Source organism: Streptomyces sp. NPDC008001 (assembly GCF_042958085.1).
Classification (GTDB): domain Bacteria; phylum Actinomycetota; class Actinomycetes; order Streptomycetales; family Streptomycetaceae; genus Streptomyces.
Genome location: NZ_JBIBIZ010000001.1, coordinates 960,891 through 976,282 on the forward strand (window position 1 = coordinate 960,891; position 15,392 = coordinate 976,282).

Sequence of the window (15,392 nt, forward strand, 5' to 3'; positions counted from 1 at the left end):
TGGTCCGTCCACACCTCGCCGTTGGTGGCCATCTCGTGCATCAACGTCCCCTCGTCTCGCAATCGGCGTCGCTCCAGGCCCGAAGGGCGTAGCAGCGCATAGTGCCCACGTTCGTGGCACGGACCGTGGACCACAGGCCGGTCAGCAACTCCTCTTCGGCACCGGTGATTCCGACCGAGGCCAGGTCCGGAGGGAGAGAGCCGGCCAAGGGCGTGACCACCCAGAAGAGGCCACCCGGGGCGAGGAGACCGTGGACACGGGACAGGAAGCCCGGTTTGTCCTTGATGAACGCGAAGACGAGCCGGGCGGTGATCAGGGCGTAGGACCGCCGGGGCAGGGACGGCGGCTGCGGGGCTTCGATGTCCTGGCAGACGTAGCGCACGGCCCCCTCGCTCGGCTCGGCGAGAGCGGGCGCGGCCGGGGTGCAGTCGAGTCCGGTCGCCTGGTAGCCGAGGCCGGCGAGGTAGCGGGCCAGCGCGCCGTCGCCGCACCCGATATCGAGGGCGAGGCGCCCGCGGCCGGGACCCGCGTGATGATCGAGAAGCGCGGCTTCGGTCTCGGTGAGCGGGCTGTACCGGCGGCCCGACGCCCACAGCTCGCCCCAGTAGGCGGCAGGGTTCTCGATCATCACGCTGGTTCTCCTTCCGGAGCGGGCGGCCGGGGCACAGACGAGGCGCCGGGGACGCGGTGCAGGGTGCGGATCGAGGAGGCGAGGAGCACCAGGAACGGGATGGCGAGGGCTGCGGTGCCGATGGCGAGGGTGTTCCACAGGCCGAGCCAGGCCCCGGCGGCTCCGGCGAGGAGGGCGGCGAGCGGCCGGGTGCCGTAGGTGATCCACTGGCCGGTGGCGAGCATGCGGCCCTGCATGCCGCGGTCGCATACGGCCTGGCGGATGCTGCGCTGGGTGGAGCCCTGTGCGGTGGAGGCAGCCAGCTGGGCGAACATTCCCGCGGCGATGGCCACCTGCCCGGCCCGGCCGGGCCCGACCAGCAGGAGCGGCAGTTCGGTGATCGGGAGGACGGCCAGGGCAGTGAGCATGACGCGGGCCGGCCCGTACCGGGTCACGAGCGGGCGGACGGCGAGTGCGCCGGCGACGCCGCCAAGCGCAGCCACGCTCAGCAGCACGCCCAGCGCGGTCGCCGAGTAGTGGAGTTCGCGCAGCAGGTACACCGACCACACGGTGGTCAGGAAGGCGAAGACGGCCGTGAACGCGGTGCCGGTCAGCAGCAACGGCCGGATCGTCGGGTGGCGCACCACGTACAGCACGCCCTCCTTCATCTCGTCGCGCAAGGTGGCCGTCTTCGCCGGCCGTTCCGGGGCGGCTTCCGGCGTGCGGATGCTGCCAAGCAACAGGGCGCACGCCAGATAGGAAGCGACGTCGAAGTAGATGGCGCGGGCCGCGCCGAGTACCGCCACGACGGAGCCGCCGAGCTGGGCACCGGCGCTGTCGGCCAGGGACGCTACGGCACCGGCATGGGCGTTCGCTTCCAGTAGTCGCTGACGGGGCAGAAGTGACGGCAGGTAACTGATGCGGGCGGTAGAGCCGAACACGATCGCCGTCGAGTCGATCAGCGCCACCGCGAACAGCAGCTCCAGCGACAGGCGGCCGGTGGAATCGGCCAACGGGACCATCGCGAGGGCCGCGCCGGAGACGAGGGTCGCGGCGATCATCGTGGGGCGTTTGCGGTACCGGTCAGCCAGGGCCCCGGCGGGAAGGGAGAACAGCAGCGGCGGCAGCCGCTCGGCGAACGCCAGCAGCGAGGCCTCCCACACCGAGACGTGCAGCGCGACGACGGCGATCATCGGCAGGGCCACGGACGTGACACCGCTGCCCACGAGGTCGACCACGTTCGCGCTCCAGTACCGCACGAAGTCCCGGTGCCCCCACAGACTCCCCTCTCCCACCGGGGCGCTGCTCATCGCGCGTCACTCCTCTCCGCCGCATCAGCCGGGTGGCGCTGGCTGGGCAGAGCGGCGTCCCGGAACTGCCGGGCCTGCATCTCGTACAGGGTGCGGAAGGCGCCGTCGGGCAGAGTCAGCAGTTCCTCGAAGGTGCCGGACTCGCGAAGCTCGCCCTTGTCCAGGACGTGGATGAGGTCGGCGTGCCGGACGGAGGCCAGACGGTGGGTGATCAGGATGACGGTCCGGCCGCCGTCGGCGAGCTTGCGGATCTGCTCGAACACCTCCAGCTCGGCCTTCGCGTCCAGAGCGGCCGCCCCGGCAACTGCCTCGAGCACCTTCTCGTCCAGCGGGCGTTCCGGGCGGCCGATGGCGATGTTCATGCGGAAGGTGAACGGCCAGCGGTGGAAGTCCTGGCTGACCATCCCGACGCGGTGGAAGAGCTGCGCGCGGTCCAGTTCGCGGGCGTCGGTCCCGTTCCACCGGACGCTGCCGCTGTCGGGCTGGTAGAGGCCGGCCAGGAGTTTGGAGACCGTGGTCTTTCCCGAGCCGTTCTCGCCGACCAGGGCCACGATCTTTCCCACGGGCACGTCGAGTGAGACGTTCTTGAGCGCCGGCCGCTTCTCCTGCTCGGTACGCCTGGGGCCCTCGGAGTACTCGTCGCTGTCGTCGGGGTACTGGAAGGTGACGTTCTCGAAGCGGATCACGGCCAGGTCGCTGGGGACCGGCGCGCCGCCTTCCGGGATCTGGTGGCGGGCGGCCTCCTGGAAGAGGCGTTCGAGGTCCTGGACGTAGCAGGCTTCCTCGTAGAGGTTGTTGACCTGGAGTACGAGGGTGGAAAGGCTCTGCCCGCCGGTACGGATCGCCAGCACCGCGGTGCCTGCAACCGACAAGGCTATCGCCCCGGTGGCCAGCAGCACCCCGAGGGCGGTGTAGGTGAGGGCCGCGGCGACGCCGGTCAGGGCGGAGGCGGCCAGGCGGACGCGGGCGCGGCTGTCGGCCAGGCGGGACTGCTCGGCCTCGGACGCCTCCGACATCTGCCGGAAGTGGTGGAGCAGGAGGGGGCCGACCTTGTGCACCCGGATCTCCGGAGCGGGATCGGTGCGCATGAGGGTCTGGCTCAGCAGCCGCCCGGCCCGCGCGTGCTGCATCCACTGAAAATAGCTCCCGTACCGGGCCCGGGAGTTGCGCAGCGATGCCCAGGAGCGGGGCACCGTCATCAAGGCCAGGATCGGTAGCAGCGCCGGGTGGAGCACGGTGAGAACCCCCGCGGCGGCCACGAAGCTCACCAGGGAGCCGACGACCCCGGTGCACTGGTTGACCATCCGCCGGGCCGCACCGGCCCCGAACTGCGCGGAGTCCATGAGGCGATGGAAGTCGGCATTCTCGATCGCGGCGAGTTCGACCTTCATCACGTGGGCCAGGTACATCTCGGTGGCGACGCGCTCGACTTTCGGCTCCAGCCGGCCCGACCCCGCCGTGGAGGCCGCTGTGGCCAGCGCGCCGAAGATGCCGGTGACGGCCACGCCGATCATCGCGGGGACCGCGGCCTGGACCCGGTACTCGATGCTGCCGGTGGCCAGAACGGTGGCCAGCACGCTGTTGATCGCGATCAAGCCGATGGCCTGACTCACACCACGGGCAAGCTCCCCGGCACCGACGACCCACAGAGCGCGGCGTTCGGCGCGCCGGGCCAGGCGCACGGTGAACGTGACCAGACGCGGCAGCTGCAGGGCCATCGCCCACAGCGACATCGTGAAGTACGCGTTGTGGTGCTCGGCCCAGCGCGCGTTGTGCAGCAGGGGTCCGCCGAACAGCAGCCGCTCCGACTCAGACCCCTCCGGCTCGGCCGGATCGGACTTGGATTTGAGCTTCACGCGGCGCCTCCCGGGGTGGTGGACCAGCCGTGCGTGGACAGCAGGGCGCCGGAGCAGAAGCGCTCCAGGACGGCGGCGGTGTAGGGCACGCAGTCGGACGGCGGCCGGGCGGGGTCCACCCACACCAGAGCGGAGCACTTCTCCGGCTCTCGGTTGACCGGCTCGCCCGTCCACCGCTGTGCGGTGAACACCATCCCCATGCGGCCCTCGCCTTCGGGGCTGCGGTGGTGGATGGCGTGGCAGAACTCCAGATCCCGGGGCGCGATCGTGACCCCGACTTCCTCGGCGACCTCGCGCAGGGCGCCGGCGGTGACGGGTTCGTCTTGCTCCAGGTGTCCGCCGGGCGGGCACAGCAGCCCGGAGGCGTATACCTGCCCGGCCCGGCGAAGCAGCAGGACCCGCCCGTCGCTGCGGACCATGAGCACCATCACGTCGACCACGAGCCGGTAGCGCGGCGGCTTCGTCACGCGTGCCTCCCCGTGGCCGCCCCAGCGCGGCGACCGGCCGCCCGGCCGTGTTCGAATCTCAAACGCACCCCCGTGGCATTGGTGAACCGGTCCTGGCGGTGATGCACTACGCCTCCTCATTGACGAGATGGTCGGACGAGTGATCGGAAAAACGGCCCCCGGATGGGTGTGGTCACGGCCCCTCGGGGGCGCTTTGTCGTTCAGGAATTCGAGTGGGCGTCAATCGGCCCCTGGGTACTGGGCGGGCGGCCCGCCGGTCGGTGTGCGATTCACTCCGGCGGGGCCGCTCACCCGATTCGGGACTTGCGTTGCTGACGGAAACAGCTGGGCCTATGCCTCTGCCCGCCTATCGCCGGGCAGGCGGTGGTTACGGATTTGCGCATCGACGGGTGACGCTCACGGCACTGCGCGCGCCGACCCCGGGTCGGCTGCTGAGGCGCAACAGGCTGTCGCGGCGTCGACACGCGGACGGTGCTGCTGGATCTGAGGAGCAGTGACTTGGACATCACCCGCCGGCAGGCCCTGGCCGGCACGGCCTCCTCGCTCGCAGGGCTCGCCCTGCCCGGACCCCCCTGGTGGGACGACGCCCACCACCAGGTCCGCACCCGCCCACCAGCCTCCGCGCGCGTCGTCGGGGCCGCCGACGTCGAGGCCATCCGGGAGATGACGGCCTTCTTCTCCCGCCACGACCAGCGGCGCGGCGGTGCTGATGGGCGGCCCGCCGTCGTCGCACACCTGCGCTCGAGCGTCGCCGCTGTCCTCAGCGCCACCTTCCCCAGCGAAGACCTCCGCCGCGACCTCTTCTCCGCCGCCGCAGAACTCACCTACCTGAGTGGATGGATGGCCTTCGACGCACTCCCGCACGAACCGCCCGCCCCGCGGTTACCTGAGGGACTTCCTTCACCACCAGGACGAAGCCAGCCGCGGCACGACCACCCTCTCGCGCTGCTCGCCACGGCAGCAGGTTCACGTACGAGCCCGCCGACGGACACGAACGGGGAACGGCGCCTCCACGTGCCGACCGCAGCAGCATGGCAACTCCGGACGATCCTCTATGAGCACGGCCGCGTCGACGGCCTGGCTTAGCCCGCGCGGGGTGCGGTCGTTGAGCCTGAAACGCCGCGCGGGTTCGCGCCTGGACAGAGCCTGTTTTCGGACTACTCAAGCTCGCGAGTCCGGCATCTGACCCGCTCGGTGAGCCGAGGACGCTAGCCTGAGGATTTGATCATGGTCATGGCAGGGGTAGGGGTCCGGCGTGGCCTTCGTGGAACGGGAAGAGCGGTAACGATGGCAACTGGCACGGTCAAGTGGTGGAACGACGCCAAGGGATTCGGGTTCATCACTCCGGAGGGCGGGGGTGATGACCTCTTCGCCCACTTCTCGGAGCTCAGGGTTGAGGGGTTCAAGACCTTGCAGGAGAACCAGAAGGTCGAGTTTGAAGTCAAGACCGGCCCGAAGGGCCTGCAGGCCGCAAACATCAGGCCGATCTGAGTAAGTTCCCTCTTAACCCCTCGTCCGACTCGTCCCCCTTGTACCCGTGTGGCCGCTGGGCCCGAGCGGGCGGTGAGGCCAGGCGATCCGACAGCTGGAAGTATCCCTGGCCCGGCCCTCAGACGCCTGCTGCCACCGTGGCGCCCAGTCCCAGCAGGACGAGGCCGGTGGTCACGCGGAGTCCCCGCAGGACAGTGGGCCGCGACACCAGGGAGCGTCCGCGGCCGACGGCCCAGGTGAGCAACGAGTACCAGGAGACGCTGACGAGCGCCCACAAAGCTCCCAGAGCCACGGTCGACAGGAACACCGGGCCTTTCGCCGTCACGAACTGGGGCAGCACTGAGACGGCGAATACGCCCGCCTTCGGGTTGCCGAGGTTGGTGCTCAGGCCGGTGAGGTAACCGCCTGCGAACCCGGTGCGGCGCCCGCCCTCATGGTGCGGACCGGGGGAGACGGCGGTGAGCGCGGTCCGCAGCGTGTTCACGCCGAGGAACACCAGCACGATGCCGCCGGCGATCCGGAGTACCGCGTAGGCGTGGGGGTTGGCCAGCAGAACGGCGGACAGCCCGGCCGCGGCGGCCGTGGACCACAGCAGGAAGCCGCTCGCGTTGCCCGCGAGCGTGCCTCGGAGCGTACGTCGGCCGCCTTCCAGAACCTGACGAATCATCAGGGCTTGGCTGGCGCCGGGCAGCATTGCCAGCAGCAAGGTGGTGGCAATGAAAACGGGCACGTGCGTGGGCATGGGGAAGAGACCCTTCCGGGGATTGCGGGTGATGGATGTGCTCCAGACTTCCTCTCCGGCGCCCCTAAGAGAAGTTAAAAGAGAAGGGTGCAGCGTTAGGATTAGTGAATGGTGATGGATCCGGGACAGCTGCGGCTTCTCGCGCTGATCGAGCGGCACGGCTCCATGACGGCGGCGGCCCACGCCCTCCAACTCACACCCGCGGCGGTCACCCAGCAGGTGGCCAAAGCCGAACGCGACTGGCAAGTACCCCTCGTCATCCGTGGTCCTCGCGGAGCGACGCTCACCCCGGCCGGCACGCTGCTCGCCTCCCACGGCCGAACCGTGGAGGAGACATCGGACAAGGCCGAGGCCGAACTGGCCGCACTGCTCGGCCACCTCTCACTGCGCCTGCGGATCGGAACGTTCCAGGCAGCTGCCCTGCACCTGCTGCCACCGGCCCTGACGGCTCTGCGGCACCGCCATCCGGACGCCGACGTCTCCGTCGTGGACGTGGTGTCCGGACGCGGAGCGGACGAGATCAACGCGGGGCGCCTGGACGTGGCCCTCGTCGCGTCCTGGGGCAAGCCGCTCGCACCGTCCCCGCAGGTACGAGCCCACCCGCTGCTGCTGGACCCGATGGTCGTGGTCCTTCCCGACGACCACCCACTGGCCATCGGACAGCCCGCGCACACCGAACTCCGCCTGGAACAGCTGCGCGACGAATCATGGGTCTCCATCCTGGCCGGCCACGCCGCCCGAAAACAGTTCCACGACGCCGCCCGCGAGGCCGGCTTCACTCCCACAGTGCGGTTCGAGACCGAGTCCTACGACGTCGCCCAGGCCCTCGTCGGCACAGGCATCGCAGTGGCCCTGGTCTCCCGCCTGGCCCTGACCCACGCACCCGGCACCACCCATCGCGAACTGGCCCACCCCAGGCCCTACCGCCAGATCTACGCCGTGACCAAAGCCGACGCCGGCCTCACACCCCTCGCGGACAAGCTCATCGACCTCCTGCGCGACGTCGCCCGCGACACCACCGCCACCTGGGACGCACCCCTGCAAGACCACAACGCTCACCGAACCCACCTCACGGAACCTGCCCAGCCCCCGGCTCTGCCGGGGGTCACGGTGTCGAGAGCCACGTAACGGTCTTCGGAGACCGAGACGGCCTCGGAAGCGATGATCAAGACATCGCCGGGTTCAATCCGGGAAACCCGGAAGCAGTGCGCCGCGATCCGGATCAGCGTGCCATCGAGACCGCCCAGGACAAGGAAGCAGTACCGACGCCATGAGTGACCCGCTGTCGTGCCCGGAGTTCCTCCAAAACCCCTACCCCTTCTACGACGAACTCCGGGCGGCAGCTCCGGTGCAGCAGGTGAAAACCGGTTCCGGGGGCAGGCCCAGCTACCTCGTGACCGGTTACGCCGAAGCGAAGGCAGCCTTCGGCGAACCGGGGCTGTCCAAGGACACCGCCCGGTTCTTCGCAGGCCGCTCCTCCGGCCGCAACCTCCACCCCGCGGTCGCCCACACCATGCTCGCCACCGATCCTCCCGAGCACACCCGGCTGCGCCGCCTGGTGACCAAAGCCTTCACCACCGGCGCCGTCACCCGCCTGCGCCCGTACATCCAGCACACCGTCGACCGTCTCCTCGACGCCCTTCCGAAGGATGGTGAGGCCGATCTCGTCGCCGGTCTCGCCATCCCGCTGCCGGTCACGGTGATCTGCCAGATGCTCGGAGTGCCCGAGGCCGACCGAGCTCAGGTGCGCACGTGGTCGAACGACCTCTTCGCCGCCGGGCAGCCCCAGCGGATCGACACGGCCTCGCACGCCGTGGCCGGCTACATGACCGGTCTCATCGAGGACAAGCGACGCGCTCCGGACGGCAGCCTGCTGTACGACCTCATCGCTGCTCGGGAGGACGGCGAACAACTCGGCGAGGACGAGCTCGTCTCCCTGGCCGTCCTCCTGCTCGTCGCCGGCCACGAGACCACCACGAACTTCATCGGCAACGCCGTCCTGGCCCTCCTCCAGCACCCGGAGCTCCTCGACCGCGCACGAACCCAGCCCGGCCGGCTGAGCAGCATGTTGCACGAACTGCTGCGCTACGACTCACCGGTCGGCATCGCCACCTTCCGGTACACCACCCGACCGATCACCGTGGGCGAGACCGAAATCCCCGCCGGCGTCCCCGTGCTCATCTCTCCCGGAGCAGCCAACCGGGACCCTGCCCAATACCCGGCTCCCGATCGCCCCGATGCCGAACGCGATGCCAGGGTCCATCTGGCCTTCGGCCACGGAATCCACCGATGCCTCGGCGCGCCGCTCGCCCTGGCCGAGGCGGAGATCGCCCTTCGCGCGCTGCTGATCCGGTTCCCCGCGCTTCGCCTCGCCGTAGCGGCCGAAGAACTCCGGTGGCGCCGCACGCGACTCATGCGGGGACTGGAATCCCTGCGGGTATTCACTCGCTAGAGCGGCTCACCGACCGCGGACCCGGCACCCTTCGGTGGTGAAGCGCATCACACCCGGGTACCGGAGGGGGTATGGTCTGGCAGAGTTTTTGTGCCGGCCTCCGGGTCGGGATCTCGGCATCCGTCCCCATGCATGCCGATCACGGTGGGCCCGTTGCCGCGTCGAGGGCCGCTGCCATTGCCCCGATGGTCGTTGCGGGATCTGCTCACGTCGAAACGCAGGCCATGACCGGTGAGCACGGGGCTCTGTGCGTCGCGACTCTCCCGCGGGAAGGCATCCCGCTGCCGGTGATGTGGCTGCTTGCCGTCGCCATCTTTGCGGCGGTTGGCATCCGGGCACTCCTGCAGCGGCACCGCGCGGCGGGAGGCGCGGGGCGGCGCGCTTCCCCGGGTGGTGGACGCGACCTGTTGCTGAAGGTGTGCGTAGCGCGGAACTGACAGGCACCTCGCCCCCGCCCGTTGTGCGGGCAGGCTTCGAGCCATGTGTCCTGATCATCCGCGTGCCGCTGAAGGCGCGCATACTTCGAAGGTTTCTGTGGTGTCGTTCACTTCTCGTATTGCTCCCCGTCGTCGCAGCCTCGCCGCGGCCGGCACGGCCGTCGTCCTCGCGGTCGTGCTTGCAGCCTGCGGCTCGTCGAAGGACTCCGACTCGTCCATGCCGGGCATGGACCACGCCTCCAAGCCCTCGCCTCGCCCTCGGCCGGCATGGATCACGATCACGGTTCGATGCCCGGCATGGATCACGGCAGCATGGGCGATGGCTTGGCCGACGCCCAGGACGGTTACAAGCTGACCTCCATGACCACCGAGCTGCCGGCGGGCAAGGACACCGCTTACAAGTTCCAGATCATGGGCCCGGACGGCAAGCCGGTCACCGCCTTCGCGGCCGACCAGACCAAGAAGATGCACTTCTACGCCATCCGTTCGGACCTCGCCGGCTTCCAGCACCTGCACCCCACCATGGCCGGCGACGGCAGCTGGACCGCCGGCCTGTCGTCCCTCGAGCCGGGCACGTGGCGGACGTACGCGTCCTTCATCCCGGACAGCGGCGAGGGCAAGGGCAAGGACCTTGTCCTCAGCCGCACCGTCACCGTGCCCGGCGAGGCCAAGAAGACCCCGCTGCCGGAGGCTGCCTCGAGCACCGAGGTCGACGGCTACACCGTCACGGTCAAGGGCGTACTGATGGCCGGGATGGCGCACCCCACGACGGTGAGCATCAGCAAGGACGGCAAGCCCGTCACCGATCTCCAGCCCTACCTCGACACCTACGCGCACCTGACCGCCTTCCACGAGGGCGACCAGGCGTTCGCGCACCTCCACCCGGAGACCGAGACGAAGGACGGCAACGGCGGGCCGGACCCGGCGTTCCAGGCCTTGCTGCCCAAGCCTGGTAGCTGGCGGATGTTCCTGCAGTTCCGGACCGGCGGGAAGCTCCACACCGCCGCGCTGACCTGAACGTCAGCTGACGCGCGGCTGGGGGTGGCGCCATGGTGTCACCCCCCACCCTCGGCCCCGCCCCGGCCTTGACGCCTGCCCTGGTCTCCGCCGTTTCAATACTGATCATTGCCTGCCCCTGCCCCTGCCCCTGCCCCTGCCCCTGCGCCTGCGCCTCCGTCGTCACCAACTCCTCCCGCCTGGGCCGCTGGCACTCGGCCACCCGGCGCACGTAGCGCGCGAGTAGCCAGGCCGGACTCGGTACATGAGGCAGCGATGGCGTGAAGCTCACCGCCCCCGCAATATCCCGCGGCCCTACGTGCTCGACCTGCCACCCCTTCCGAGATACCCCCGGGGGGTATATAGTTGCGTTCAGCAGGAGGCGCCGGGCACCTGACCCGGGGCTCCTCGGACATTCCGCGCACCGACGAACGTGAAGGAAGCAGCCATGACCTCCCAGACGAACTCCGGCTCCTGCTGCACTCCGGGCGGCGCTTGCGGCTCCGCCTCCCAGGCCGATGTCCAGGTCGGCATCACCACGGTCTACAAGGTGACCGGCATGACCTGCGGCCACTGCGAGGGTGCGATCTCCCAGGAGGTTTCCGCGATAGCCGGTGTCACGTCCGTGAAGGCCGTGGCCGCCACCGGGCTGGCGACCGTCACCTCCACCGGCCCGCTGGACGACGAGACCGTGCGTGCGGCCGTGGACGAGGCGGGCTACGAGCTCGTCGGCCGCGCCTGAAATACCCCGCCCCCGTATCACCCCTCCCGTATTACCCCCGTGTTTCCCTGCCAGGACCGCGCCGCTCCACTGATATGGACGCCGCGCGGTCCGGCCCTCCCCAGGAGTACGCGATGACCAGCACGGCCCCCGAGAAGACGGCGACGCCCGCCGTACCCACCGCCGAAGTCGAGCTCTCCGTAGGCGGCATGACATGTGCCTCGTGCGCCGCCCGCATCGAGAAGAAGCTCAACCGGATGGACGGCGTTACGGCAACGGTCAACTTCGCGACCGAGAAGGCCAAGGTCGCCTACGGGCCGGGCGTGGAGGTCGCCGATCTGATCGCCACCGTCGAGAAGACCGGCTACACCGCTCAGGAGCCGCCCAAGCCGACGGCCCGCGCGGAAGCGGAGACGCCGCAGGAGCAGGAGGCCGGCCACGGCGGGGGAGAGGTCGGCGCGCTGCGGCAGCGGCTGCTGGTCTCGCTCGTCCTCGCGGTGCCGGTCGTGTTGATGGCCATGGTCCCGGCCCTGCAGTTCGACAACTGGCAGTGGCTGTCCCTGACGCTGGCCGCGCCGGTGGTGGTGTGGGGCGCGCTGCCGTTCCACAAGGCGGCGTGGACCAACGCCCGGCACGGGGCCGCCACCATGGACACCCTCGTGTCGATCGGTACGCTCGCCGCGCTCGGCTGGTCGCTGTGGGCGCTGTTCTTCGGCCACGCAGGGATGCCGGGCATGCGGCACGGCTTCGACTTCTCGGTCTCGCGGGCGGACGGCTCGTCCTCCATCTACCTGGAGGCCGCCGCCGGAGTGACCGCCTTCATCCTCGCCGGGCGCTATCTGGAGGCGAAGTCCAAGCGCAAGGCGGGTGCCGCGCTGCGCGCGCTGCTGGAGCTGGGCGCCAAAGACGTGACTGTGCTGCGCGAAGGGCGCGAGACCCGCATACCCGTGGCCGAGCTGGCGGTCGGTGACCTGTTCGTCGTACGCCCCGGGGAGAAGATCGCCACGGACGGCACGGTCACCGAGGGCGGTTCGGCCGTCGACGCCTCCATGCTGACCGGCGAGTCCGTGCCCGTGGACGTCACCGTGGGCGACGCCGTCACCGGTGCCACCGTCAACGTCTCCGGCCGCCTGGTCGTCGAGGCCGCCCGCGTCGGCGCCGACACCCAGCTGTCCCGCATGGCCAAGCTCGTGGAGGACGCGCAGAACGGCAAGGCCGCTGTCCAGCGCCTGGCCGACCGCATCTCCGGGATCTTCGTCCCCGTCGTCCTGCTGATCGCCCTCGGCACGCTGCTGACCTGGCTGCTGGTGACCGGCGACACGGCCGCCGCGTTCACCGCCGCCGTGGCCGTGCTGATCATCGCCTGCCCGTGCGCCCTGGGCCTGGCCACCCCGACCGCCCTGATGGTCGGCACCGGGCGCGGCGCCCAGCTGGGCATCCTCATCAAGGGCCCCGAGGTCCTGGAGTCCACGCGCCGCGTCGACACCGTCGTCCTGGACAAGACCGGCACCGTCACCACCGGCCGCATGGCCCTCCACGAGGTCATCACCGCCCCCGGCGTCACCGAGCAGGACCTGCTGCGCCTGGCCGGCGCGCTGGAGCACGCCTCCGAGCATCCCATCGCCCGCGCCATCGCCGACGGCGCCACCGAACGCACCGGCACCCTGCCCGCCTCCGAAGGCTTCGAGAACATCGCCGGGCTGGGCGTCCAGGGCGTCGTCGAGGGACACGCGGTCCTCGTCGGGCGGGAGAAGCTGCTTTCGGAGTGGGCGATCGAGCTTCCCGCCGAGCTCGCCGCCGCCAAGGCCACCGCCGAGGCCGAGGGCCGTACCGCCGTCGCCGTCGCATGGGACGGCGAGGCACGAGGCGTCCTCACCGTCGCCGACGCCGTCAAGGACACCAGCACGGCCGCAGTCGCCGAACTGCGCCGCCTCGGCCTCACCCCCGTCCTCCTGACCGGGGACAACAAGGCCGTCGCCGAGGCCGTGGCCCGCGAGGTGGGCATCGACGAGGTCATCGCCGAGGTCCTCCCCCAGGACAAGGTCGACGTCGTCAAGCGGCTCCAGGCCGAGGGCCGTTCGGTCGCCATGGTCGGCGACGGCGTGAACGACGCGGCCGCCCTGGCCACCGCCGATCTGGGCCTGGCCATGGGCACCGGCACCGACGCCGCCATCGAGGCCGGCGACCTCACCCTCGTCCGCGGCGACCTGCTCGTGGCCGCCGACGCGATCCGGCTCTCCCGCCGCACCCTCGGCACCATCAAGGGCAACCTCTTCTGGGCCTTCGGCTACAACATCGCCGCTCTTCCCCTCGCGGCCGCCGGCATGCTCAACCCGATGATCGCCGGCGCGGCCATGGCCTTCTCCTCCGTCTTCGTCGTCACCAACAGCCTCCGGCTCCGCCGCTTCCGGTAGCCCCGGGACGTGAAAGGCGCCCGGCCTTTGGCCGGGCGCCTTTCACGTGCTCGCAGGGGACCTGACGGGTCCACCGCGGGCCCCGGCGGCGCAAGCCCGGCAAGCTCCACGGCGTCAAGGGCTACGACTACTCTCACCTGCGACGATGATTCACGCGAGCGCGGTATCACCCACCGCATCGCCCACAAGGGAGTCGAGTCCTCGCGACGGTTGGTCCGCCACCGCTGGACCGTCGAACGCACCATGGCCTGGCGCGCCGGCTGCCGCCGACTCCACCGACGCTACGCATGCAAACGAAGCCGCCCGCTTCCTCGCCTTTGCCGGCGTCGCGTGAACCCTCGTCTGCTGCCGCAGACTCGGCGGCCTCCCGCCACGGTAATTCGATGGCGCACGTGAAGCGGTGTGATCATCCTGATCCAGTGACAGAACCCAGGCATCAGATCCGAGCCCTTCACACGGACTCCACGATCACCGTCTACCAGGCGTACGCGCCGGAGATCGGTCTGGCGGCAGCCCGGGACGGGCGCTTCCCGGCAGTGTGGAAGCGGGACCGGATGACGTGGATCAAGCCGTCATTCCTGTGGATGATGTACCGCTGCGGGTGGGGCACCAAGAAAGGCCAGGAGCATGTCCTCGCCGTCGAGATCACCAGGGAAGGCTTCGAGTGGGCACTGCGGCACGCCTGCCTGTCGCACTACGAGCGTGGACTCCACAATGACCGCGACGCGTGGAGACGCCGGCTGAAGCGGGCTCCTGCCCGCGTGCAATGGGACCCTGAACGCGACCTGCATCTTCAGCCGCTTCCCCACCGATCACTCCAGCTCGGCCTCGCCGGTGAAGCCGCCCGCCTCTACGCCGACGAGTGGATCGTCTCCATTACCGATGTCACAGCGCTGGCCCGCATGATCCACACCCATGTCCAAGGCGGAGAGCTGGAGGTTGCCCAGCAACTCCTGCCGCATGAACGCCCCTATCCCATGAGTGATGAGGTTCTGACTCACCTGCACCGATAGGACACCGTTAGGCAGAAGTGCCAATGGGGATGACGTCCATAGACATAGTCCGTCACAGCATCGCGCACGCCCTTTCGAGCTCTTCAGGTGTATCGATGGCGATCCCGCTGTCGGATACGGCCAGCATCTGGACTTCATGGGCGTGTTCGATCAGATGAAGCGTCTCTACGCCCTCGGAGCGTTCCACGGGGCCCTGTCCGAGTGACAGTCCGCGCCCGTCATGGGTGAATCCCTAAAGGCCGGGCTACCGCAAGTAGTTGGGACGGTGGCTTTTCGGATCGGATACGGGATCGGCTGCCGGGAGAACATGAGCGCCTTGTCGTTGCCGCCGACGACGATCTTGACGATGTTGTGGTCGAGGAGGGGCCCTGCCGCACCGCGCCCGACCGCGGCCGGGGCTCTGCTCCTGGCGGGAGCGCTGACGCTCCTCGGGCTCCGGTCACGACTCGCGGAGTTCCGCTGAGGCCGGCTACCAGGTGCATCCGGCGGACGCTGCGAGGGCCCCGGTGAACCGCGCACCGAGGCTAAGGCAGCGCTCGGGGTGCAACGGCGCGCCCTGGCCGTCGCCGACGATCGTCCGGCCCGGATCGCCGGAGAGGCTGTGACCGCGGTCGGCTGCTTCGCCGTCGTGCGCCTGCTGGCCGCCCTCGCTCACCTTGTCGCCGCCGATGACGCCGCCCGCCGAGAGTACGGCGTTGCGCCCGTAATTCGTGTCGCGCGCTGCCGCGCCGGGGGAGGTAGACCTCGTCACCAGCGTGACAGGGGGAGGACAGAGCCGTTGACTCAGCGCCGTGCGTCACTCGATGTGAGCAGAATGACCAGGTCGGAGACCGCCTCCGGGGAGGGCTTGAAGCATCGGCGGACGTGTCCTGCCGGTGAGCAC

At 69.9% G+C, this 15,392-nt stretch carries 15 protein-coding genes and 1 pseudogene; 9 read left to right on the forward strand and 7 right to left on the reverse strand.

The features are described 5' to 3' along the window. Positions 1 to 40: 40 nt before the first annotated feature. From ACFZCD_RS03700 to ACFZCD_RS03715, 4 genes are read right to left on the reverse strand one after another with little or no spacing between them, the layout of a single operon-like run. Positions 41 to 628: a class I SAM-dependent methyltransferase gene (locus ACFZCD_RS03700; protein ID WP_391827467.1), complete on the reverse strand. Its 588-nt coding sequence runs from the start codon at positions 626 to 628 to the stop codon at positions 41 to 43. Continuing rightward, positions 628 to 1,920 carry an MFS transporter gene (locus ACFZCD_RS03705; RefSeq protein WP_391827469.1) on the reverse strand — a complete coding sequence of 431 codons (1,293 nt, stop codon included), beginning with the start codon at positions 1,918 to 1,920 and terminating at the stop codon, positions 628 to 630. The genes ACFZCD_RS03700 and ACFZCD_RS03705 overlap by 1 nt, the downstream gene beginning before the upstream one ends. Continuing rightward, positions 1,917 to 3,776, reverse strand: coding sequence for an ATP-binding cassette domain-containing protein (locus tag ACFZCD_RS03710; protein WP_391827471.1), 1,860 nt, complete (start codon positions 3,774 to 3,776; stop codon positions 1,917 to 1,919). Before ACFZCD_RS03710 ends, ACFZCD_RS03705 begins: the two co-directional genes overlap by 4 nt. Then, positions 3,773 to 4,243 carry an NUDIX domain-containing protein gene (locus ACFZCD_RS03715; protein ID WP_391827473.1) on the reverse strand — a complete coding sequence of 157 codons (471 nt, stop codon included), beginning with the start codon at positions 4,241 to 4,243 and terminating at the stop codon, positions 3,773 to 3,775. The genes ACFZCD_RS03710 and ACFZCD_RS03715 overlap by 4 nt, the downstream gene beginning before the upstream one ends. A 498-nt stretch (positions 4,244 to 4,741) precedes the next feature. Between ACFZCD_RS03715 and ACFZCD_RS03720 the strand changes: the two genes are divergently transcribed. Together ACFZCD_RS03720 and ACFZCD_RS03725 are read left to right on the forward strand one after the other, a co-directional pair. Beyond that, positions 4,742 to 5,329 carry a hypothetical protein gene (locus tag ACFZCD_RS03720; protein WP_391827475.1) on the forward strand — a complete coding sequence of 196 codons (588 nt, stop codon included), beginning with the start codon at positions 4,742 to 4,744 and terminating at the stop codon, positions 5,327 to 5,329. 201 nt (positions 5,330 to 5,530) lie between these two features. Further along, a complete protein-coding gene (locus ACFZCD_RS03725) occupies positions 5,531 to 5,734 on the forward strand; it encodes a cold-shock protein (RefSeq protein ID WP_391827477.1) in 204 nt (67 codons plus the stop codon). A 118-nt stretch (positions 5,735 to 5,852) separates the two neighbouring features. On the opposite strand, the gene ACFZCD_RS03730 is transcribed toward ACFZCD_RS03725, so the two are convergent. Next, positions 5,853 to 6,476 (reverse strand): LysE family translocator, encoded by a 624-nt coding sequence (locus ACFZCD_RS03730; protein WP_391827479.1) that lies wholly within the window; start codon positions 6,474 to 6,476, stop codon positions 5,853 to 5,855. Between the two features lie 108 nt (positions 6,477 to 6,584). Here ACFZCD_RS03730 and ACFZCD_RS03735 point away from each other — a divergent pair, with 108 nt between their 5' ends. From ACFZCD_RS03735 to ACFZCD_RS03765, 7 genes and pseudogenes are all read left to right on the forward strand, one after another. Beyond that, positions 6,585 to 7,604: a LysR family transcriptional regulator gene (locus ACFZCD_RS03735; RefSeq protein WP_391827481.1), complete on the forward strand. Its 1,020-nt coding sequence runs from the start codon at positions 6,585 to 6,587 to the stop codon at positions 7,602 to 7,604. 142 nt (positions 7,605 to 7,746) lie between these two features. Further along, on the forward strand, positions 7,747 to 8,928 hold the full coding sequence (locus tag ACFZCD_RS03740) for a cytochrome P450 (RefSeq protein ID WP_391827482.1): 1,182 nt from the start codon (positions 7,747 to 7,749) through the stop codon (positions 8,926 to 8,928). A gap of 749 nt (positions 8,929 to 9,677) precedes the next feature. Then, a complete protein-coding gene (locus ACFZCD_RS03745; protein WP_391827484.1) occupies positions 9,678 to 10,382 on the forward strand; it encodes a hypothetical protein in 705 nt (234 codons plus the stop codon). A gap of 427 nt (positions 10,383 to 10,809) precedes the next feature. Continuing rightward, complete coding sequence (locus ACFZCD_RS03750; RefSeq protein ID WP_391827486.1) at positions 10,810 to 11,103, forward strand: heavy-metal-associated domain-containing protein; 294 nt, start codon at positions 10,810 to 10,812, stop codon at positions 11,101 to 11,103. Positions 11,104 to 11,216: 113 nt separating this feature from the next. Continuing rightward, positions 11,217 to 13,496 (forward strand): heavy metal translocating P-type ATPase, encoded by a 2,280-nt coding sequence (locus tag ACFZCD_RS03755; RefSeq protein ID WP_391827488.1) that lies wholly within the window; start codon positions 11,217 to 11,219, stop codon positions 13,494 to 13,496. Positions 13,497 to 13,573: 77 nt separating this feature from the next. Further along, a pseudogene (locus tag ACFZCD_RS03760) lies at positions 13,574 to 13,830 on the forward strand (IS5/IS1182 family transposase); the annotation flags it as partial. A 49-nt stretch (positions 13,831 to 13,879) separates the two neighbouring features. Next, positions 13,880 to 14,509: a DUF4291 domain-containing protein gene (locus ACFZCD_RS03765; RefSeq protein WP_391827490.1), complete on the forward strand. Its 630-nt coding sequence runs from the start codon at positions 13,880 to 13,882 to the stop codon at positions 14,507 to 14,509. A gap of 52 nt (positions 14,510 to 14,561) precedes the next feature. Here ACFZCD_RS03765 and ACFZCD_RS03770 read toward each other — a convergent pair whose 3' ends face one another. Together ACFZCD_RS03770 and ACFZCD_RS03775 are read right to left on the reverse strand one after the other, a co-directional pair. After that, a complete protein-coding gene (locus ACFZCD_RS03770; protein ID WP_391827492.1) occupies positions 14,562 to 14,696 on the reverse strand; it encodes a hypothetical protein in 135 nt (44 codons plus the stop codon). 282 nt (positions 14,697 to 14,978) lie between these two features. Continuing rightward, positions 14,979 to 15,260, reverse strand: coding sequence for a hypothetical protein (locus ACFZCD_RS03775; RefSeq protein ID WP_391827494.1), 282 nt, complete (start codon positions 15,258 to 15,260; stop codon positions 14,979 to 14,981). Positions 15,261 to 15,392: the final 132 nt, after the last annotated feature.